The organism is Desulfosoma profundi (assembly GCF_055387865.1).
The window spans coordinates 3203632-3225620 of record NZ_AP042420.1; the positions used below are offsets into that span (position 1 = coordinate 3203632).

A 21989-nucleotide genomic window follows, 5' to 3' on the forward strand; every position below is an offset into this window, starting at 1 on the left:
CTGGGAAGGACATTCCGTGGGCGTCACGGCGTCCCTGGCGCAGCCTCCAAGAGAGAAGACAAAGATCGGCGGCGGCTCGCACAAGACAATGACAGATCTAGACGAACATCTCGGATCGATACCGATGGATCAACAGGAGCTCCACCTGCCACCCGGCCATGATTTCCTGGCCGACAATCTGCAAGAGCGCCTTCATCGCCGTGGGGCCCAACTTCCGCTGGATGTCCTGACAGAAATAGTTGAGGCAAAAGTGGTTCTTGGCCGTGAGGAGGCAGCCGTGATCGCCGAGGAACAGGCATTGGTCCTCATAGGCATGACGAACGGGAAGTTGGCAGCCGAGGAGGCGGTTGATGAGGAGATGGACCACGGTGTAGTTCCACTCCATGTTGGGAAAACAACACCCGCCGAAGACGTGAGTCGCACAGGCTGTGCAAGCGTCGAAAATGCCCGCGTCCGCAAAAGCTGCGCGGGTTTTTTCAATGGCCGATCGGTATTGGTGGAGAGCCTGCGAGATCTCCTCGTCGGCAAGGATTTCCTCTCCCAGTTCGTCATAGAGGCGACAGGCTTGGAGGACATGCTGGGCATGTTCCCGAACCGTGGCGGCTTGTGGCATCCTCATGAAGAATATCCTCTAGATTCAAGGTTTGAAGCCTCTTGGGCATTGTCGTGGCCTGACCGCATAAGAGCTCCATTGCGATGGAGCCGGCCGTGGGACTTGTCCGGCCGCCTCGAGCCGGCTGCCCATGCGGGCGTTGGACAAGGACATGCGGCCATTTTCCGGGACCGATCGGCGAAGCGGCACCGATGGCATTGTAATGCCAAACCGGGTTTAGGCCAAAGCGCATCTTTTTCTTGACAGGATGGCTTGGGTCTGTCAGGAACTGAACGAGCGCTCGGTTAGATGTCCTGTCGCGTCTCTCTCCATGACCCCCAATGCAAGGAGGATCCCATGATCGGCATTACTGCCTACGGCGCCTATCTGCCCCGATATCGATTGGAAAGAAAATCGGTGACAAAAGCCATGGCCTGGATCAACCCCGCCGCCTGGGGACTCGCCGGCGGTGAAAAGGCCGTGGCCGGTGCAGACGAAGATGCCATCACCCTGGCTGCTGCCGCAGCCCGAAACGCCCTCCATTTTCAGCCCGACCCCACCTGTGAGGCCCTTTTTGCCGCATCGTCCACGTTTCCCTATGGAGAACGCCAAAACGCCGCCATTCTTCGGGAAGCCCTGAGCCTGCCCGAGTCTTCCCTGGCCGTGGATCTGACAGGGTCAACACGGGCAGGGACGGCGGCTGTACTCGCCGCGGCAAACCATGTGGCGGCCGGGATGTCACGGCGAGCCGTCGCCGTGGCCGGGGAAGCGCGACGCTCCAAGATGGGCAGTGCGGAAGAACTCCTTTTCGGCGATGCCGGCGCCGCCGTTGTCTTGGGCACCGAAGGGGTTGTTGCCGAACTGGTGGGATCCTTTTCTCTAAGCGCCGACTTTCCAGGCCCCATCCGGGAAAATGAAAAGAAGCTGGCGCGTTCTTGGGAAGAACGCTGGATGAGGGATGAGGGCTATGTGGCTCTCATTCCCAGAGCGGTCCAGGCGTATCTCGCTCGGGAGCATATCAGCATGGATCTCTTCTCCACCGTGATTTATCCCTGCCCCTATCCGAGGGAACACGGGGTGATCGGGGCGAAGCTGGGACTGCCTCAGGAGAAGATCGCAGACTCTCTCGCCGGTTTCGTGGGGGATACAGGGGCGGCCCATCCGTTGCTCATGCTCTGCCGGGCTTTGGAAGCCGCTTCCGTTGGGGATCACCTCCTGGTGGTAGGGTACGGAAGCGGTGTGGATGTGCTCCATTTCCGCGTCACCGAGGCGGCGCCCGCGTTCACGCCGGCATGGTCTTTTGAAGCCCTCCTGGCGCGCAAAGCTCCTCTGACCCCGTACGAAAAAGCTGTGGCGTTTCGCGAGCTCGTTCCCATAGAAACCGGACTTCGGGGAGAATTCCAAGCGGAGACCCCGCTTTCTGTCCAGTGGCGTTATCGGCGGGCCGTGCTCGGGCTGGAGGGCACCCGATGTCGTCGGTGCGGTACTCCTCAGTTCCCGCCCCAGCGCATTTGTGCCGTCAGCGAATGTCAGGCTGTGGATGAAACCGAGCCCTACCTTTTTTCCGACAAGCCGGCCCGGATTTTCAGCTACACGGGCGATCATTTGGCTTTCTCCCTGGATCCGCCCCAAATCTACGGCATCGTGGACTTCGACGGCGGGGGACGCATGATGTTGGATTTCACGGACTGTTCCCTTGATGCCATCCGTGTGGATCAGCCGGTGGAGCTGCACCTGAGACGAAAATACCATGATGCCCAACGGGGTGTGCACACCTACTTCTGGAAGGCTGTTCCCGTCGAATCGGCGGGACGGTAAGGAGGCGACGACCATGGCGACAGGGATCAAGGACAAGGTGGCAATCATCGGCATGGGGTGCACCCGATTTGGCGAGCGCTGGAATGACGGGGCAGAAGACCTCATGGTGGAGGCCTTTCTGGAAGCGCTGCAGGATGCGGGGATTGAGAAAAAGGAGATTGATGCGGCGTGGCTGGGCACTTGTTTTGATGAAGTGAACGTCGGCAAGAGCGCCATCCCTTTGGCACAAGCGTTGAAGCTTCCCAGCATTCCGGTGACGCGCGTTGAAAACTTTTGCGCGACGGGCACGGAAGCCTTCCGGGGCGCGTGTTACGCTGTGGCCTCCGGCGCCTGTCGGATCGCTCTGGCCTTGGGGGTCGAGAAACTCAAAGACACCGGTTACGGGGGGCTTCCCGGGTTCGACACGGCCATGGGCACTCTTAACCGATTCATCCTCCCCAACTTCACGGCTCCAGGCGGCTTTGCCCTCATGGCCACCCGCTATTTTGCCAAGTATGGCATTTCCCCCGAAGAGGGGAAGATGGCCTTGGCCAAGATTTCCTCCAAGAGCCATCGATGCGGAGCCTTGAACCCGAAGGCGCATCTGAGAAAGGAGGTCACTCCGGAACAGGTGATCAAGGCGCCCATTATCGCGTGGCCTTTGGGACTTTTCGATTGTTGCGGGGTGAGTGACGGGGCGGCCGCTGCCATCGTGACAACCCCGGACGTGGCCAGAGGTTTAGGAAAAACCCCGGTATTCGTCAAAGCCTTGCAAATCGCGGCCACATCGGGCGAAGAGATGGTCACGACACGGTGGGATGGAACGTACATGAAGACGACCACCGAAGCGGCCAAGCGGGCCTATGCGGAGGCGGGAATCACCCGGCCCCGCGAGGAACTCAGTGTCCTCGAAGTCCACGATTGTTTTTCCATCACGGAACTCGTCACCTACGAAGACCTGCAGATTTCCGAGCGCGGTCGCGCCATTCGAGACATCAACGACGGCTTCTTCGAATTGGAGGGGAAAATACCCTGCCAGTCCGACGGGGGCCTCAAGTGTTTTGGGCATCCCATCGGAGCTTCCGGCATCCGAATGATTTATGAGGTTTACAACCAGCTTTTGCATCGTGCCGGTCCGCGCCAGGTCCGTGACCCGAAACTGGGTTTGACCCACAATCTCGGCGGGATCCCCTCGTTCAGCGTGTGCAGTGTCGGTATCTTCGGTCTTTAGACCTTGAAATCACAAGGGGACCATGACGACCTGGTCCCCGACGCCGTGGCCCGGACAACTTAACCAACCACAAACCGCCTGGTCCACACGTCCGGGCGACCCACACTACTTATAGGAGACCACCATGATTCTTGCCTCACCGGAACGGATCACGGAGTACACCACAAAAGGCTGCTGGGGGAGCCGAACGCTCCTTGATGATTTCAAACAGCACGCCCGCAACACGCCCGATGCGACGGCCATCGTGGATCCACTCAACAAAGAGGACCTGCTCGGGACGATACCGGAACGGATGTGCTATGCCGATTTCGACCGGGCGGTGGAGGCCACGGCATCGGCTCTGCGCGCCGAAGGCATCGACAAGGATGACATCGTCTTGGTGCAACTTCCCAACTGTTGGGAGCTGGCCATGCTCTACCTTGCCATTGCACGGGCCGGAGGTGTGATCTCCCCTATGCCCATGCAGTGGCGTTCAAAAGAAATTGCCTACGTGGCGGATCTGACCCAGGCCAAGGCCATGATAACCGTCAACCAATTCCACGGGTTCGGCCATCGGGCCATGGCCGAAGAGGTGCGCCAGAAGGTTCCGAGCCTGAAGAGAATCTACACTTACGAAGACTTGCGCCTCATGATCCGGGAAAAACCGGATCCCGGCCTCAGTATCGTTCGGGTCGATGCGGATGATGTGTTTACCATTTGCTGGACTTCCGGTACAGAGGCGCAGCCCAAGGGCTGTCCCCTGAGCCATAACAACTGGCGATGCCAGGCGGCCGTCGCCTTGGCCAGCGGCATGCAGCCTGGGGACGTCATGCTCACCGCCGGGCCGCTCGTGAACATGGCTTCCGTCGGGACCGTTTATGTGCCTTGGTTACGCTTCGGTGGCACCGTCGTTTTGCACCATCCGTTTGACCCTCAGCTTCTTCTCAAACAGATGGTGCAGGAACGCATCCAATACACACTGCTCGTGCCCGCTGTGGTCAACCTGATCCTCAAGCATCCCGCGGCCCAAGGTGTGGATTTGAGTTCCGTGCGGGTGATCACCGTGGGTTCCGCCCCGCCGTCCTTGTGGGCCATGGAGGAATTCAAAAAGCGTTGGAACGTGGAGATTGGAAACATTTGGGGCCAGAACGAGGGCACGGCGTTGGTTTCCGGGGTTCAGGAAGTTCCGGACATGAAGATCCGTGTGGACCATTTGCCCCGTTACGGAGCTGCCGGCGTGGAATGGGCCACCCCGATGGCCCGGTTCATCCAGACGAAGGTGGTCAGCCCGGACGGGAGGGAACTGACCGAGGACGGTGCCGTCGGTGAGTTGCTGTACCGCGGTCCTAACGTCATCCCCGGTTACTTCAAAAGACCGGACCTCAATGCCGAGGCATTCGATTCCGAAGGATATTTCCGCACCGGTGACCTTTTCCAAATCGCGGGTGACCGCTACCTGAAATTTTTCGAACGCGCCAAGGACATTATCATCCGGGGCGGCTACAACATCAGCGCCCAAGAAGTGGAAAACGTCCTGCTGGCTCACCCCGCCGTTCAGGATGTGGCCGCCGTGGGCATGCCTGATGAAAACTTGGGGGAAAGAACCTGTGTTTACGTAGTTCCGAAACCGGGCCAGATGGTCACTTTGGAAAGCCTGACGGCGTACATGAAAGAACAGGGTGTGGCGACCTACAAATTGCCCGAGCGTCTAGAGGTGGTGGAGGCCATTCCACGAAACCCTGTGGGTAAGATTCTGAAAAAAGAGCTGCGCCGCGATATCCGGAAGAAAATGGGTCTCTAGGAGGGCGACTGGAGTCATGGACGGGTGGGCCGAACACGCCTGGCGAGTGATCCACAATTTCAGGGATGTTGTCGCTCGGGGTGGCGGATGGCCTTGGTGGATTTCGGACATTCCGCGGGACGCCGCTGCTTCATGAGGGCACGCCCGTGGGGTCTTACGGGATGAAAAACTCAGGGAATGATTCCCCATGGCCGCGGCCGGGGAGGCTTTTGGCGATCTGTGGGGATCAGAGACGCATCAGGGAGGGATAATCCATGGAGAAAATGCTGCAAGGACGAGTGTGCTTGATTACGGGAGCCGGCCGCGGGATCGGTCGTGCGGCGGCGCTGCTTTTCGCGGCGGAAGGCGCGAAGCTCGTGTTGAGCGACTTGGATCGGGCACCTGTGGAGGAGCTCGTTCAGGAAATCAAGGACCGGGGAGGAGAAGCCGTGGCCGTGGTCGGGGATGTGACCGCCGATGATTTTGCGCAAAAGTTCGTTCAGGCGGCCGTCGATGCCTACGGGCCGGACATTCATGTGATCGTCAATAACGCAGGATACACGTGGGATGCCGTGGTGCACAAGATGACCGATGAGCAGTGGGAAGCCATGCTCAAGGTCCATTGCACGGCGCCCTTCCGAATTGTGAGGGCTGCGGCAGCGTACATCCGGGAAAATGCGAAAAAGGAATCGGAACAAGGTCGGGTGGTGATGCGCAAGATCATCAATGTGAGTTCGGTTGCCGGAACCGACGGCAACGCCGGCCAAGCCAATTATTCCACCGCCAAGTCGGGCATTTTGGGCTTCACCAAGACATTGGCCAAGGAATGGGGGCGGCTCAACGTCAACGTGAACGCCGTGGCCTATGGCTGGATCGAGACCCGCCTGACCCAACCCAAGGCTGAAGACACGGTTTTGGAAAAAGATGGCAAGAAGATTGCCATCGGTGTACCCAAAAACCAACTGGAGGCCTTTCGGATGATGATCCCCCTCGGCCGTCCGGGGACGCCCGAAGAGGCGGCGCGGGTGATGCTCTTTTTGGCGTCGCCCCTTTCGGATTATGTGTCCGGGCAGGTGATCAAGGTGACCGGGGGATGGTGATGGGGCCTGCGAGGTGACTCGATTCCTAACGGGAAATAACCCAGCTTCGGCGAAGGAGGTGTCCCATGATTGACATCAGCCAAGTGGGCTCGACCATCGGCCCCTTCGAGCACCGCATGCACTGGCGCGACATCATTCTTTATCACCTCGGGATCGGCTTTGGGGCATCGGATCTCGATTATGTGTACGAACGCGCCGAAGGGGGCCTGAAGGTCTGTCCCTCTTATGCGGTGATTCCTGTCTTTGAGCCGTTTTTCCAGGTGTTGGACCGTCTCAAGATTGATCTTCGGACCGTGTTGCATGGCGAAGAGGCCATCCGGGTGCATGGGCGGATTCCATCCTCGGGAAAACTGTGGAGCACGGTGAAAGTCGCGGGGATTTACGACAAGAAAAAGGCGGCTGTGGTTGTCCTTGAAACAGAAACCCAGGATGAAAAGGGCAGGATGATCTGTGAAACACGCATGAGCCTGTTCTGCCGCGGGCTCGGCGGGTGGGGCGGCGATCCTGGACCGAAGGCGGAGCCTCTGTCCGTGCCCAAAGACAAGACGCCGGACTTTGAAATCGCCTACAAGACTACAGAAGACCAAGCGGCGGTCTACAGGTTGTCCGGGGATGTGAATCCCTTGCACATCGACCCCAAAGTTGCTGAAGCGGCGGGTTTTCCCCGGCCGATCCTCCATGGACTGTGCACGTTCGGTTTTGCCACCCGGGCGGTCCTCACAGGGGCGTGCGGTGGAGACATCAGCCGATTCAAAGCCTTTCAGGTCCGGTTTGCCGATGTGGTTTATCCCGGAGAGACCATCACGACCCGGGGGTGGCATCTGGGAAACGGTCGGTACGTCATCGAAGCAGCCACGGAGCGTTCCATCGTGCTGTCTCATGCTCTGGCTGAGGTGAGCCCGGAGTCTTGAGAGAAAGTCATCAGTGCTCGGGCCTGTGACGCCCGGACGGACGGTCGCTGACGGCGCGGACGGATGCTTCGGGCGTTCTTCCCAAAGATCCAGGCGGTGTCGCCCTGGAAGACTCACAGGACGTGGTGACTTCGTGAAGCGAGGGGGGCGGTCATGAGCCAGCGGACGGGGCAGGGGACCCTGCCCCGCCCCGTCAAGGGAGCGAGTGCCGAGGGATTCCCGCGTTGACGAACGAGCGTTCGGTAAGGCATAAAGGGGCCGGTCGGCCGCCCGGGATGCGCCTCCCGGCGAGGGAAAGGGTAAGGCATGGGGGATTTATATCAAGAAGAGCACCACATCTTTCGAGAATCCTTCCGACGGTTTCTGGATCGAGAAGTTGTCCCGCATCTGGAACAGTGGGAAACGGAAGGGATGGTGTCCCGGGAAGCGTGGCGGGCCATGGGGAACGCGGGATTTCTGTGCCCCTGGCTTCCTGAAGAATACGGCGGAAGCGGCGCGGACTTCCTCTATTCGGTGATCATCACCGAAGAGCTGGCAAAGGCGGGGGCTGTAAGCTTCATGGCCCCGTTGCACAGCGACATCGTCGCCCCTTACATCGCCGCCTTGGGCACCGAAGAGCAGAAAAAACGGTGGCTTCCCGGAGCAGCGCGGGGAGACATCATTTTGGCGGTGGCCATGACGGAACCCAACACCGGCTCCGATCTGGCGGCCATCCGCACCCGCGCTGAAAAAGACGGACACCACTGGGTGATCAACGGCCAGAAGACTTTTATTTCCAACGGGATTCTTGCGGATTTGGTCATCGTGGCGTGCCGCACGGGAAGCGGGGATTCTGGAGCCAAGGGAATCAGTCTCATCGGGGTGGAGCGGGGAACCCCGGGTTTTCTGCGAGGCCGTCATCTGAAGAAGATGGGGCTCCATGCTCAGGATACGGCGGAGCTGATCTTCGAAGAATGTCGGGTGCCGGAGGAAAACCTCCTTGGGACCCTGAACCGCGGCTTCTACCATATGATGGACCACCTCCAACAGGAACGGCTTATGGCCTGCATCATGGCCCAAGCCATGGCCGAAGCCATGCTCGCCATGACCATCGAGTACGCCCGAAGCCGGACCGCCTTCGGTCGTCCGATCGCGTCCTTCCAGCACAACGCATTCACCATCGTGGATATGGCGACGGAGGTGAAGCTGGGAAGGACCTTCCTGGATCGCCTCATCGCCGACCACATGGCCGGCAAAGAGCTGGTCACGGAGGTCTCCATGGGCAAGGCATGGATCGCCGAAATGGCCAATCGGGTGGCTTATCGGTGCGTGCAGCTCCACGGGGGATACGGCTATATGGAGGAATATCCCATCAGCCGTTTTTACCGAGACGTGCGACCGATTCCCATTTTTGCAGGGACGACCGAGGTGATGAAACTGATTGTGGCCAAGCGGATGCAGCTCATTTGAAAATCCAAAGGAGAAAGCCCATGAATTTCGATCTGCCCGAAGAACTCAAAATTTTGAAAGAGGAAGCGTACAAGTTCGCCGTGCGGGAATTTACGCCCGTGTCGAAAGAATGCGATCGAGACGAAAAGTTTCCTCGCGAGGTGTGGAAAAAGGCGTGTGAGTACGGTTTTATCGGGGCATGGATTCCAGAGCAGTACGGCGGGGCCGGGGCGGGATTTCTGGCCAACACAATCATCACGGAACAGTTCAGCCGCATCGATATGGGGATCGGCCTCATCACCGCGGCCTGTTTCGGTTCGGAAAACATTTATCTCTATGGGTCGGAAGAACAGAAGAAGACTTATCTTCCCAAGTTGGCTTCCGGAGAGATTATTTTTGCGGGGGCTTACACGGAACCCAATGCCGGGACGGATGTGGCGGGCATTCGCACTCGGGCCGTTCGCGAAGGGGACCATTACATTTTGAACGGTCAGAAGATGTTCATCACCAACGGGACGGTGTGCGACTACTTTTGTGTTTTTTGTGTGACCAACCCCGATGCGCCCCGGCACAAGCGCTTCAGCCTGATCATTGTGGACGCGAAATCTCCGGGGATCACCCGCAACAAGATTCACGGCAAGATGGGGATTCGAGCCAGCGATACGGCGGAGATCAGTTTTGAAGACGTGAAGGTCCCGGTGGAAAATTTGGTGGGTCAGGAAGGCAACGGGTTTTACCAGCTCATGGACTTTTTCAACACCACTCGCGCCATGGTCGCCGGGCAGGGTGTGGGGCTTGCTCAGGGCGCACTGGACAAGGCCGCCCAATATGTTCAGGAGCGCACGGCTTTCGGCCAGCCTTTGGCCAACTTCCAGGGGGTCCAATTCCAGCTCGCGGAAATGGCCACGCGCATCGAGCTGGCTCGCCAACTCACCTACAAAGCGGCATGGCTGGTGGATCAGGGCCGGATCGACCCCAAATTGAGTGCGATGGCCAAATACTATGCCGGAGAAACGGCCGTATGGGTGGCGGACAAGGCCCTGCAGCTTCACGGCGGCTATGGATACATCGACGAATACGACGTGCAACGTTTCTATCGGGATGCCAAGATCTTGGAGATCTACGAGGGAACGAAGGAAGCGGAAAAGATGACCATCGCCAAGATCGTGCTTAAGGAATACGCGAAAGGATAAAGCTTCGGTACGGGAAGGCGTTTCGTGAAGGACGAGAAAAAGGACACGGCGGCCGAGATCCTCGAGGCCGCCCGCCAGCTTTTTTACGAAAAAAGTTATGAAGCCGCCAGCACGCGAGAGATCTCCGCGCGGGTGGGCATCAGCAAGGCCGCCTTATATCATCACTTCAAAAACAAGGAAGAAATCCTTTTCCGCATCTGTCTGGAAGCCGCCGATGAGCTGGTGGAAAACATGCGCCGTGCCATCGCAAGAAACGTCCAATCCGGCAAACCGCTAAAAGAACAGCTCACGGATATCCTCATTGAATATCTGCGAACCTACATGAAGAACGAAAACTTCAACAAAATCCTTTTCCATGACATGGAATACCTGCCGGACGACAAAAAGCGGATCATCCTGGACAAGGAAAAGGAAAACGTCCATCAATTGCGGGCGTTTCTCGTCTCTTTGATGGACCAGGGCCTCATCCGTCGCGTGAATCCCACGGTCATGACGTTTACCCTGATCAGCTCCCTGCACTGGCTCTATTTTTGGTTCAAGCCGCACGGACCCTTGTCTCTCGAAGAGGTCGCCCAGGAAATCGCTGATCTATTCCTCCACGGCATGATAAAGACCTAGTCGTGGATCCGTGCGTGCCTGCCTCATTGTCGAGGGCCCTCGGCCGCGACACGTGAACACGCGCGTTTTCCCATGAAAATATGTTCTCACCCTTGGCGTCGTCCCGAGGCGGGATTGCGCGGTGGGCGACCTCCCGCACCTTTTCGCGGCCCGGCGGGTTCCGTTCTCCCCCCACTGGGCCGCCAGAAGGCTTTCGCCCGATGGATCGGTCCCGAATCCCCACGTGCCTGCCGTGGAAGCTTGCGCGTGGAGACGCGCACCGTCAAAGGGACCGTCCCCTGGATCGGGCTTAAGAAAGGTGGAGAGGCGCCGCGGCCTGGAACGGTATTTCCGGGGGCATCACCGTCGGAAGCGAAATCGCACAGTGTGCGTGTCGGGGTTCGCCGGGATTCCCGTGAAGGACAATGGTTTCTTTCATCACACCTCGACTCTTGCGGCCCTGTTTTCCTCAACGACTGGAACACGTGCGCTGAACGCGACGGTCCGTGCTTGGGCACCCAGGTCGTAATCCAGAAGAACGGCCGGCATCAAAAAAGCTTGACCGGCGTCATAAGGCATGGATGAGCGACAGGTTGCGTCATCCCAGAAGATGTGGCCGCAACCTTCGAGGATGAAAAGGATTTCGGGACCATCCGGCCGTCCGATGTGCTCCATCCGGCCCGGCTCCAGGGTCCAGCGGTGGAGTTGAAAAGCGTCACACGGCACACGGTAAACCGTATGATGAACGTCCTGCGGGCGGATCACCGACGGCCTGTGAGGCCTGAAGTCCAAGACTTCCAGAAGGGCTTCAAAATCTTTGGGCTTGGGGGTGAGCCCCAGACGAACCACGTTGTCCGAATTGGCCATGCACTCCACGATGTTTCCCCCAAGATACGCGTGAGGAAGACCCGGAGGAAGAAAGACAGCCTCTCCGGGAGAAAGTTCCAATGGGTTGAGGAAAAGCAAGACGATCAATCCCACATCCGTGGGGCCGTATTTCCCGAGGAGCTTGTGAAAAAGTTCTGCCATGGCCGCAAAAGATCTTGGACCTTCGGCCATGCGGTTTGCCGTCTTTTCCACAACCCGGGCCAGCTCCTCAGGGCTCTTTTGGGCTTTGGAGAGCAACCGATGGAAGGCGCTCTTCAAGAAGTCCTCCTCCTGTCGGGCGGGAAGGGAGTCGGAATCCACAAAAGCGCCGATTTCAGGGAAGGTGCGGAAAATGGTCTGCCAGTCTTTCACGGGTTTGAATCCGGCGAGGGCACGAAAGCGGTCGACCGCCACAGCGATTTCCGGCTTGGGGTTCGGATCAGGATAGTCATGAGGGTGTCGTCGGTGCAAGGCGACCGCCTGGATGCGGTCGGGGTGGGATTGGATGGACAGGGGTTCCGCTGCAGACAAGATCTTGAAAAGAAAGGGCCAGGCTCCACCAAAACTCTGTGTCACCCGTGTCCCCATGATTTCCACGGGCCACATACGTACGGCCTCGAGCAGCGGGACGGGTGGGCCGTCGGGTCGCTCCAGGATGGACGGTGCCGATAGATGGGCACCGACCCACAGTTCGGCATAGGGGACAGGTTCTGGGGCCGAAAGACGTAGAAGTTTAGCGATAAAGGCTGATGGACCCCGTTCGCCCCACTCATAGTGGCGAATGGGGTTTTGCAAACGATATGGGCGACGGACAATGGGCACCGAATTGGACATAGGATTTCCTTTCGCTTTCGGAAGCACAGGACCCGTTACGGTGTGCTATTTATCACTTTCCCATTGACCGACTCTAGGGGCTTCGCTAGGGTGAAAGCGATTTGCATCCAAACTCCTTTTGTTTTCATGAACCGCGCCTGTTTTCAGAAATCGAGCTCGGCCACCTGAAGAGGCCGGGAGTGTTCCCTGGCAATTGTCGTCTGAGAGGGACGATCCCTGCGTGCGGAATTGTCTTTGGCCGTTACCGCAAGAGTATGACGTGTGTTGAGCCCGTTAGGAAAGCTTTTGAAGAAAGGGGGTGAAAGGTCGTCGGGTCTTGTCAAGAGGAAGCTTGTCTGCAGGCCTGTAAACGGACGGCGTACCGGTGTCCTCTGCCGGGGCAGAAAGGTGTGACACACGGAGGACACGGGGACTATGGGACCACGGACAATTTTCCCAAGACACGGGGGCGATGTTTTGGCGCAGTGTCCGTAACATTCGAGGAGGAGGACATGAGAGGAAAGCGTTGGTTTGGGGGTGGCTTGGTAGCGGTGTTGCTGGTCCTGACGGCAGCGGCCCAGGGGCATGCGGCGGGTTTTGCATTGTATGAAGGCGGCGCCCGTGCCAATGCATTGGGGGCCAATCTCGCAGGAAGCGCCGATGACCTTTCGGCGCTTTTTTACAACCCGGCAGGGATGACCCAGTTTCCAGGGACCCAGCTTATGGTCGGGGCGACGTTCATTTCCCCCATGACGGATGTGACCACGGTCAATCCTTACACGGGCCAGAGCAATACGACGTCCGCGGAAAGCAATGTGTGGATTCCTCCGCATTTTTACGCCACGTATCAATTTTCTGACGCGCTGTGGTTCGGGGCGGGCTTTTACTCGCGATTTGGTCTCGGCACCGAATTCGATCAGAATTGGTGGGGTCGGTACAACAGTTACAACGCGGTCATTCAGACCCTGTCCTTTAATCCCAACCTGTCCGTCAAGCTTAACGACGCCGTGTCCGTCGCTGCGGGCGTTGAGGTCATGTGGTTCGACCTAACCTTGGAACAAAAGATCGACGCTACGGCGCCGTTTGTCCTGGGTGGCTTCGGACCGACGTTGGCGGCCCTGGGCTATTCGACCAAAATCAACGATCCGACGACCAGTGCCTTGGACGTGGACAGTGAACTCAAAGGAGACACTTTCGGCTACGGATTTACTTTGGGGCTTCATGTCAAGCCTACGGATTGGCTTGCATTGGGCGCCTCCTATCATAGCAAAGTGAAACAGCATCTCGACGGGGACGCCGACTTCACAAAACCCGCCGCGCTCACCTCCGGCCCTCTCGCCGCGCCCACCGCCACCTGGTTCAATGACACGGGAGCCGAGGGCAGCGTGACCCTCCCCGATATGCTCTTTTTGGGAGCGGGCATCCGTGCGACGGATCGACTTCTCGTGGAACTTGGGGCCATCTGGACCGGGTGGAGCAGTTATCGGGAGCTTACGATCCAGTATGACACGGCCATCCTGCCCGGTCGAACCGTGGTGACAAAAGAGAAAAACTGGAACGATGTGTGGCGAATGAGTGTCGGGGCGGAATACAAAGTGACGGACTGGTTCGATTTGCGGGCGAGCTATGTGTTCGACGAATCCCCCATTCCGGACTCCACAGCGGACTACCTGGTTCCGGCCAACGATCGGCACATGATCGGCGTTGGCACCGGTTTCCACCGCAACGCCTGGGCGTTGGATCTTTCTTACACCTACCTCATGATCGAAGAGCGGAAGGTGGATGCACGCCTCGCGGACGGGATTCTCCAGTCCGAGTTTGATAACGGCGACGCGCATCTCATCGGGGTCAGCTTCTCCTATAAATTTTAGACACCCCGCGGGTGAAGACATGAGTTGTGCCTAAAATCGAAGCGGGAAAGTGGAGGGCGTCCCCGCAGGAGGGAAAAGGGACGAGCCGGCATGGCGCCTCTTGTGGGGCGCCTCGCGCCGGCCTTCTTAGAAGGTCGGCCCCTTGGTTCGTTCCAGCGCCGGGCCCACACCTCACAAAGCCTGGAGACTCGGCTCCAGGCTTCCTTTTTGCCGTCAGAGCCTGCGAGACAAGGAGATTCCATGAGCGCACATGCCCATGCCCAATTTGTTCGTCCTGAAGACAGTTTGCTTTTCTTGGTCGACATTCAGAAAGTCATGCTGGACCTCTGTGTCCGCCGCGACGACGTAGTCCGAAATGTGGACGCCTTATTGGATATGGCCGCCCTGTTCAACATCCCTGTGCTCTTCTCCCAGCACAATGCCGATAAGTTGGGACCGTTCCTGCCGGAACTCACGGCCAAAGTCTCCAATCCATGGATTTTGAATAAACTGGAATTCAGCTGCTTCGACAACGACGCCATGGCCCGGGCGGTGGCCGCTTCCGGAAGAAAGAGCCTGATCTTGGCCGGAATCGAAACCCATGTCTGCATCTTCCATACGGGGGCCCACGGAGTGCGTTTGGGCTACACCGTTCATGTGGTGAGTGACGCCGTGGCGAGCCGCAGCGAGCATAACTGGAATATCGGATTGCAGCGCCTCGATCGGGCCGGAGCGGTCATTACCTCAACGGAAATGGTAACCTTTGAATGGCTGAACCGGGCCGGAACGGCGGAGTTTCGAAAAGCTTTGCCGATCTTAAAGCGCTTTTGACAGGCCGATCCAGAAGAACAAGATTGCCAAAGAAATCACTGTGACCGGCAGGCCATACCGAGCATGTTCACGAAAAGAGATGGAAACTCCGTGGGCCGCCGCTTCCTCGATGACGATGAGGTTTGCGATGCTGCCGATGGTGACAAGGTTGCCCGCAAAAGTACTGGACGCCGCCAAGATGTACCAGAGCGTTTGTGCATCCATCGGGAGAAACTTGGACAGCAGCATGACTGCGGGCACGTTGCTGGTGACGTTGGAAAGCACCACCGAAATCACGGTGAGCACATACGGGTCCGTGATATGCACGGCGTGCCCGTTGAGGCCTGCCATGATCATGCGGGGAAGTCCGGCTTTTTCCACGGCGCCCACCAAGATGAAAAGGCCGCAGAAGAGGGTGATGAGGTGCCAGTCCACCAGGCCGAGAATGGATCGGGTTTTCATCCTGCGGCTGCAGAGGAGGCATCCGGCCACGGCGAGGGCCGTCACATGCCTCGGAACCGGTGAAAAAAACAATCCGATGAGAAGGACGGTATAGAAAAGCCCTTTGCGGGCTTGATGACCGTCTAAGGAGGGCCATGTCCCTTCAATGACGGTATGTGCCCGAGACGTATCCAAGAACAGGCGTTTTCGGGACAAAAGAATGATCAATCCATAGGCGGCTAGCAGAGATGCCGCCACTGGGGGCAAATTCCAGAGAAAGAAGTGCAAAAAATCCAATCTTCCCAATTGCCCGATGAGCATATTTTGCGGGTTGCCGATAATGGTGGCCGCGGAGCCGAGGTTACTGGCCACGGCGACGGCAATGAGAAATGGGGTGGGATTGAGCGATTTTCGGGCCAATGTGACGGTAAGCACCGGAGTGAAGGCCAAACACACGATGTCGTTGGCGAGAACCGCGGAAAAGACTGCCGTGGTGATCATCAAGAGAAATAGGAAACGCCACGGATGGTCCAGCCACCGGGTGATCTTGAGGGCCGTCCAGGTGTAAAACCCGGCCAATCGAAACTGGGCGGAAAGGATCATGAGCCCGTAAAGAAGGAGAATGGTGGGGATGTCAATGGATTTCAGGGCTTCGTCGGTGGTCACGGCGCCGATGGACACCATGGCCATGGCCCCGAGGAGAGCGATGCCCGTTCGATCCAAAGCCAAACCGGGAAAATGCCCAAGGGCGATGCCGATATAGGCGATGACAAACAAGATGACGATGGCCGTTTCCAAACCAGACGCTCCACCTTAAAGAATCGCCGCGCCGAGAAGATGATCTTGTCGCAAACCGCGGTTCTATACACCTAAATGCCATGGAGAACCAAGAAGGGAAAATGTCGGCCGCGTGAGTCACCCCGGATGTCTGCCGATATGGGGCGCAAATTTTGTGGACCGCTGAATCCATGAGGCTCCCATAATGGTTGGGATCCGGCATGTGCATCAGGGCGTGTCGGATGGAGTTGTTTGGATCGTCATCCCGGCCGTAGTTTAAGAGGGCCGGGGGGTGTCCCTGGTCCTGCACCTGGGCTCTTCCATGGGCTCGATATTTTTTCCATATCGCAGATTCTCGGATGACCTCCGGGTCCAAAAGCTCAATCCCCGTCAGGCTGAAGAAATCTTTCGGTCGGTGGGAAAAGGTCACGGGGGTTCAGTGGGAAAAATCGGGCACGTGACAGACCTGATGCCCCGCAGCCCTCGAGTGGCCGTGGAGCCGGGGCGTCGACAGGTGCGGGTGACTTTTCGTGTGGACTAGGAACCAGAAGTGGAGGTCGAAAGTGAGCGGTTCGTTATCGAAGTTGAGCCATCGTTTCCTGGAAGCCCTGAATCTTGCCGTGAAACTTCACGGGGATGATTTCCGAAAGGGCACTCGTGTGCCTTACGTGGCCCATGTGCTCGGGGTCTGTGCCCTGGTGCTTGATGACGGGGGTACCGAAGCCGAAGCCATTGCGGCGCTGCTTCATGACGCCCTGGAGGATCACCCTGAAGTGCTCACCCGAGAGACGATCGTTGAACGGTTCGGCGCCGATGTGCTGGACATGGTGGAAGCCTGTACGGACACACCACCGGACTACAGAGGAGGCCCCAAACCCCCATGGCGAGAGCGCAAAGAAGCATACCTCGAGAGTGTCCGTAAGGCCCCTTCGGGAGCCTTGCGAGTCGCGCTTGCCGACAAACTGGACAATGCCCGGAGGATACTGTTAGACCTCAGGCAGGTTGGAGATGCCGTGTGGATGCGGTTTCGAGCCGGAAAAGAAGAGCAGTTATGGTTCTACCGTTCCGTGATCGCCGCCTTTCGGGAGGCGGGGGCCGTGGGATTCCTCATCGAGGAATTGGAAGAAACGCTGGGCCGTATAGAAAAATTTTATCCTGCCGTCTGACATGCCGGTGCGGGTGTGCCCTGGCTGCATCTCGGTGGTGGTGCAAAAAACCTATTACGGCTATACCTTGGATTCAAGCCCCGGATATGGAATGTGTTATGGGACGTGGGACATCTTGTGAGTCATTGTGGTCAACTCTTTCACATTGGTGAAAAGGCGAGCTGGCGGGCGGACTTGGGGCTGTGGCCGACCGTCGAGAAAGAACCCAGCCGCGAAACGATTTTGGGTTATCATGGCCCCGGGTTGGATGATCCATCGTGTGCGGTGACTCTTTTCGAAAAGGAAAAATCCATGATTAGAACAGTCTTGGCAACCATCGGATGTGCGGCGTTTCTGGTATCGGCGGTGTTTCTGACCCCCAACGGAGCGGAGGGGAGTGCCGAAGGACGTCAGCTCGTGCAAAATCGCTGCACTGTCTGCCACAACCTCACACGCGTTCGGGACCATATCACCAAGAACGACAGGAATGCGTGGCACGCCTATGTCTCGCGCATGCAAAAACACGGGGCCCGCGTGACAGATGCCGAAAAGGAAGTCATCGTCAACTTCCTATCATCTCTAAAATCCGGAAAAGAACTTTAGGCCGAAGCTCGGACGATGCATGGACACGCGGCGAAAATCTTCGTCGGTGCAGGGGCGTCTCTGTCTTTGATCCTGACCGGGTCATGGGCGTGGGGTCACCTGCCACGAGTGCAGGAGCTGGGAATCTCCCAAGGGGCCGCCGCGTTAAGTTCGATTATCGCCCAAAACGCTTTGATTTGCCTGGTGGCTCTCGTCGTGTTGGGGAGTCGGGCGCGTGTTGTGGAACGTTTCGTGGGGTTGGACCGAATGATCCGCAGCCATAGACCCCTGGCGCTCGTCACACTCGGTCTGCTCCTGTGCCATGTGATGCTTCAGGCCGTGCGGTTTTATGCTCTGGGAGGAAAGGATCTCGTCCTGTCGGCGCTTCTCACCACCACGGTTTGGGAAATGACCGTCGGACGCGTGGCCCTTCTCTTGCTCGTGTTCGCCGCCATGGCAGCCGTAATGGGAAAATGGCTTCGTGTTCCTTTTTCCCTCTGGAAGCCGGTGCATGGCTTGGCGTATGGAGCTGTTCCCTTGGCGTTTGTCCATTCCCTCTTTCGAGGGACCAGCATGGGCGAGGGACCTCGGTTTGGAGTGTGGGTCATCCTGGCGGGGGTTTTCATCATCGCCTCCATTGGACGTCTGGCGGCGGTGCTTCAGGGAAGGGGAGTTTTATGCCAGGTGGACCGAGTCGTTCGTGAAACGCACAATACGGTCTCTATCTTTCTTCGGCCCTTGCGAGGACCAGACCGGTTGGCCCGACGGCGGGCAGGGCAATTTGCGCTGGTGCGCGTTGCCGCACACCGAGGATGGAGTGAGCCCCACCCTTTCACCATCTCGGGGGCTCCCGAAGATGAGCTGCTCCGCTTCACCATCAAACGGGCCGGGCGATTCACGCAGCGGATCCACACCCTGTCTCCTGGGGCTGTCACCCTGTGCGAAGGACCTTTCGGGGTGTTTTTAGCCGACGCCCCCACTCGTTCTTCCCTCGCCTTGATTGCGGGAGGTGTCGGCATCACACCCTTTTTGAGCCTCCTGAGGCATTTCCAGGCCACAGGCCGCGCCGTGCCTACGGTCTTGCTGTATGCCAACAAGACCCTTGAGGACATCATTGCCCGAGAAAACCTCGCCGCCATGGCTCAAACCCTGCCTCTTCAGGTGGTCCATGTCCTCAGCCGGGAGTCCTTCCCCAATGGGTTTCCTGAGGACGGCTCGGGGGTTACCTTCCTTCAGGGGCACATCACGGCCGAGGTCCTGAAACGTCACCTGCGGGCCGACCAAGCGTTTTATCTATGCGGTCCTCCGGCGATGCAGCGGACTCTCCTCAAAGAGATTCAGACGGTCTTCGGCCTCAAGCCTTCCCGTGTTTCCAGAGAGCTTTTTTTCTGGTAGGGGCGATGCCCGGAACTCTGGGAATTTTCCCAATTTTCCCAATAGGTTTCCCGCTCTCTTGCCCCGATTTGAGGGTCGATGATGGCGGCCGTTCATGAAGTCTCGTGTGCGGGACAATTTGTGGGGGGAGCCGAGAAGAGGCAGTGAGCCGAAAGGAAAAATACCGCCATGCCGCCGGACGCTTCGGCGTGTTTTTCTGCCACCGTAAGCCGGCGGCACGGCGCGGGATCGGCTACCTGACGGTGACGAAAATCGGGTTCGAATAGAACCACAGATCTTGCCAGGCGATATCGGCGTTGTTGGTGCCTGGCGTGTTTCTTAGCGGACTTCCCATGGCGTCCGTACCGTATTGGATATTGCCACTCGAATCCCTTTTTTCCACACTGTACCCCAGATTCGTGCCACGGATGCGGAAAAACATGTCGTGCTGGACGTGGGGCACCGTATAGGTCATGGTGGTGAACCCTTCCTCATCGATTTTCCACGAAGACGCATCGAAAACCTTCACCACCTGAGCAACCGACGGGTCGATGACATTGTATTCGGGATTTGGGGTCACTCCATCGGCAAGGAACTTGGAAGCCCTCGACGGATTGACGCGCCCCTGGATCAGTTGGACATGGTGGACAACAGGCGGGTAGTCCGCGCAGTTAAAGCCCGCCGATGCGTTGACCCCGGGCTGGCAGTTGTTGGAAGACGGCGATTTGAAACGGATCTGGACCGTAATCTTCTCCCCTTTCCCCACTTCGAGCGTTTGTCCCATGGTGGCGCTGTTTGAGCCGCTCTGGTTCTTTACCGAGTTTCCGGGAAACACCCTGAAGTCGAGCGCATTGATCAAATCTCCGCTGACCGAGAAGGAATTCCCGGAGCGAAGCCCATGGACAACATCTTCGTGGGTGAAGGTGCCGTTTTTTAAGGTGTCGTCTCTGACCAGCACATACGTCTTTTGATATTCCCCAGGCCAGAAGTCATTGCGAACATCATGGAAATCGGAATTGGCAAAGGTAAAAAAACGGCGCCCGTCTGCCAAAAGGTTATCCCAGAGGCCGCCGACTTGGGCAATGTAAATGCCTGCGCCGCCGTAGGTGCCTTGCCCGCAGGACGCACTGCCGAATTCCCCCCGCTGGGAAGACTTTTGGTGCCCGGGGATCCCCTCGAAACCGAAAGCCACTGTTGGTCCGTTGTCGTTCATGTCACGGAAAGCCGCAATGGTATAGCCCGAGTTCCCCACGCCGCCGCATCCACGGCGTTCGGGGTGAGCTGGTATGATCCAGCCGGTGGTTGGATAATTTTCCTGCATCCATTTGACGGCATCGATGGCCTTCTCGTGAGTGGCGTTGAGTCCAAGTTCGGGATAGGCCACGGTGTATGCACTGTTTTGTTTCTTTCCCGTCCAGCCCATGAGGGTGGCCGTCGATGAGGTCCATGTGCCATCGGTGTCGTTGTTGTCGAATCGATACTCGAATTCGGCAATGGGGAGCGCATCCTCCCCCACAATACCGGTGCTGCAGTGCTCATGGCCTGGAACGTTCCATTCCAATCCCGCCATTGTGATCTTGTCGGGATAGTTTGCCCGGATTTGAGTCAGCCAGTCGAAAGCTCCTAAATACGGCGCGGCGTTATACCCGGGGATGTCGAGCGGGGAAATGAGAGATTGCCAACGCCACATGGAGGTCGCGGTTGGGCTCGCCCCGTCGCCGATGATGGGATTGGGGTTATAGGTGGACCAGTTTTTCCCATATCCGTCACGGCTGAACTTGCCGCCGTGTTCGGAATTGGCCTGGAAATCCAGGCCGTACCGGTATCCTGTGGGGATGACCCCCTGTTTATAGCCTTGGGGTAAAGGCAGGGGGATGGCGCTGGTGACGGGCTGCCCCATCGCGTCCAGATCGTTCATGGGCCAGCTGCCGTCGGTGAAGAAGCTATGCTGATGGAAATCGCCGCAAAGCCACTTCGCCAAGCCCTTCTGAGATCCCGCGAGAGAAATGGATGGACCAAGGGCGAATGCCGCCAGGGTGAGCGCGAAGCCAAGAGCAAGTGCTTTTCTGAGCCTCATGCCTATCTTCTCCTTTGTCGAAATCTCCTTGTAAACCCCCTTTGGTGTGCGTGACCCCAATGCCGTTCGCGTGTGACCCTTTCTGCGGGCTTCCCGTTGATGACTTCCTGTCACCTCCTTTCTTGGATGCATTGGGCGGGATCGCCGGTGAATCGTCAACAAGTGCAAGGTTCACTAATGGGGCTTTGAAAGAACGGTGAGGGTTCATGTACCGTCCTCAAATGACAACTTTGTTTCGCTGCGGTGAAGACTCCGTGTCGTTGGCCTGTGGAAGGAAGAGACCATTACCGCTGAAGGCGGGTTTGACCGTCCCGGATAACCTTCTCGTGACGGGGCAAACGAGGGACGTGCAGACGAAACCTGGGAACGGCGACATGACGATGGGCAGGGGATCTCATGGCCGATGAAGGAACGGAAGATGAAGCGTTGGGGCGGACCTGAAGGGATAATCTGGACGCGGACACGGGGACGCCGAAAGATGGATGAAGCGAAGACGCGATGGAATCCAGCATCCAAAAAGGCACGGGGTGACTCAAAAGAAGATACAGACGAGGGCGCTCGCCCATGAGGCGGCCGGTGAGAGTTGCCGAGCTTCCGGAATTGAGAGACGATCCGGACACGCCGCAACGGCGGCACGTTCGTCAA

17 protein-coding genes are annotated in these 21989 nt (G+C 58.0%); 13 read left to right on the top strand and 4 right to left on the bottom strand.

What is annotated here, in order from left to right; translation table 11 throughout:
- Positions 1 to 97 precede the first annotated feature (97 nt).
- The gene (locus ACZ5K9_RS13885; protein WP_464271922.1) at positions 98 to 619 is read right to left on the bottom strand and encodes a hypothetical protein; all 522 of its coding nucleotides are present in this window, start codon (positions 617 to 619) and stop codon (positions 98 to 100) included.
- A 330-nt stretch (positions 620 to 949) separates the two neighbouring features.
- Here ACZ5K9_RS13885 and ACZ5K9_RS13890 point away from each other — a divergent pair, with 330 nt between their 5' ends.
- From ACZ5K9_RS13890 to ACZ5K9_RS13925, 8 genes are all read left to right on the top strand, one after another.
- The gene (locus tag ACZ5K9_RS13890; protein ID WP_464271923.1) at positions 950 to 2410 is read left to right on the top strand and encodes an OB-fold domain-containing protein; all 1461 of its coding nucleotides are present in this window, start codon (positions 950 to 952) and stop codon (positions 2408 to 2410) included.
- A gap of 13 nt (positions 2411 to 2423) precedes the next feature.
- Entirely contained in the window at positions 2424 to 3620 is a 1197-nt protein-coding gene (locus ACZ5K9_RS13895) for an acetyl-CoA acetyltransferase (protein ID WP_464271924.1), read from the top strand.
- A 124-nt stretch (positions 3621 to 3744) separates the two neighbouring features.
- The gene (locus tag ACZ5K9_RS13900; protein ID WP_464271925.1) at positions 3745 to 5400 is read left to right on the top strand and encodes an AMP-binding protein; all 1656 of its coding nucleotides are present in this window, start codon (positions 3745 to 3747) and stop codon (positions 5398 to 5400) included.
- A gap of 254 nt (positions 5401 to 5654) precedes the next feature.
- Positions 5655 to 6479, top strand: a complete 825-nt coding sequence (locus tag ACZ5K9_RS13905) for an SDR family NAD(P)-dependent oxidoreductase (protein WP_464271926.1) — start codon at positions 5655 to 5657, stop codon at positions 6477 to 6479.
- A gap of 65 nt (positions 6480 to 6544) precedes the next feature.
- Positions 6545 to 7390 carry a MaoC/PaaZ C-terminal domain-containing protein gene (locus ACZ5K9_RS13910; RefSeq protein ID WP_464271927.1) on the top strand — a complete coding sequence of 282 codons (846 nt, stop codon included), beginning with the start codon at positions 6545 to 6547 and terminating at the stop codon, positions 7388 to 7390.
- 306 nt (positions 7391 to 7696) lie between these two features.
- Positions 7697 to 8839, top strand: coding sequence for an acyl-CoA dehydrogenase family protein (locus ACZ5K9_RS13915; RefSeq protein WP_464271928.1), 1143 nt, complete (start codon positions 7697 to 7699; stop codon positions 8837 to 8839).
- A 20-nt stretch (positions 8840 to 8859) separates the two neighbouring features.
- Positions 8860 to 10011, top strand: coding sequence for an acyl-CoA dehydrogenase family protein (locus tag ACZ5K9_RS13920; RefSeq protein ID WP_464271929.1), 1152 nt, complete (start codon positions 8860 to 8862; stop codon positions 10009 to 10011).
- 24 nt (positions 10012 to 10035) lie between these two features.
- Complete coding sequence (locus ACZ5K9_RS13925) at positions 10036 to 10629, top strand: TetR/AcrR family transcriptional regulator (RefSeq protein WP_464271930.1); 594 nt, start codon at positions 10036 to 10038, stop codon at positions 10627 to 10629.
- A 417-nt stretch (positions 10630 to 11046) separates the two neighbouring features.
- On the opposite strand, the gene manA is transcribed toward ACZ5K9_RS13925, so the two are convergent.
- On the bottom strand, positions 11047 to 12309 hold the full coding sequence (gene manA / locus ACZ5K9_RS13930; protein WP_464271931.1) for a mannose-6-phosphate isomerase, class I: 1263 nt from the start codon (positions 12307 to 12309) through the stop codon (positions 11047 to 11049).
- Positions 12310 to 12800: 491 nt separating this feature from the next.
- On the opposite strand from manA, the gene ACZ5K9_RS13935 reads away from it, so the two are divergent.
- Positions 12801 to 14159 (top strand): OmpP1/FadL family transporter, encoded by a 1359-nt coding sequence (locus ACZ5K9_RS13935; RefSeq protein ID WP_464271932.1) that lies wholly within the window; start codon positions 12801 to 12803, stop codon positions 14157 to 14159.
- 240 nt (positions 14160 to 14399) lie between these two features.
- Positions 14400 to 14969, top strand: coding sequence for an isochorismatase family protein (locus ACZ5K9_RS13940; RefSeq protein WP_464271933.1), 570 nt, complete (start codon positions 14400 to 14402; stop codon positions 14967 to 14969).
- On the opposite strand, the gene ACZ5K9_RS13945 is transcribed toward ACZ5K9_RS13940, so the two are convergent.
- Positions 14955 to 16187, bottom strand: coding sequence for an ArsB/NhaD family transporter (locus ACZ5K9_RS13945; protein ID WP_464271934.1), 1233 nt, complete (start codon positions 16185 to 16187; stop codon positions 14955 to 14957). The genes ACZ5K9_RS13940 and ACZ5K9_RS13945 overlap by 15 nt on opposite strands.
- A 542-nt stretch (positions 16188 to 16729) precedes the next feature.
- On the opposite strand from ACZ5K9_RS13945, the gene ACZ5K9_RS13950 reads away from it, so the two are divergent.
- From ACZ5K9_RS13950 to ACZ5K9_RS13960, 3 genes are all read left to right on the top strand, one after another.
- A complete protein-coding gene (locus ACZ5K9_RS13950; RefSeq protein ID WP_464271935.1) occupies positions 16730 to 17332 on the top strand; it encodes an HD domain-containing protein in 603 nt (200 codons plus the stop codon).
- A gap of 291 nt (positions 17333 to 17623) precedes the next feature.
- Complete coding sequence (locus ACZ5K9_RS13955; RefSeq protein ID WP_464271936.1) at positions 17624 to 17914, top strand: hypothetical protein; 291 nt, start codon at positions 17624 to 17626, stop codon at positions 17912 to 17914.
- 15 nt (positions 17915 to 17929) lie between these two features.
- Positions 17930 to 19288: a ferredoxin reductase family protein gene (locus tag ACZ5K9_RS13960; RefSeq protein WP_464271937.1), complete on the top strand. Its 1359-nt coding sequence runs from the start codon at positions 17930 to 17932 to the stop codon at positions 19286 to 19288.
- Between the two features lie 232 nt (positions 19289 to 19520).
- Here ACZ5K9_RS13960 and ACZ5K9_RS13965 read toward each other — a convergent pair whose 3' ends face one another.
- The gene (locus tag ACZ5K9_RS13965; protein WP_464271938.1) at positions 19521 to 21344 is read right to left on the bottom strand and encodes a hypothetical protein; all 1824 of its coding nucleotides are present in this window, start codon (positions 21342 to 21344) and stop codon (positions 19521 to 19523) included.
- Positions 21345 to 21989 lie beyond the last annotated feature (645 nt).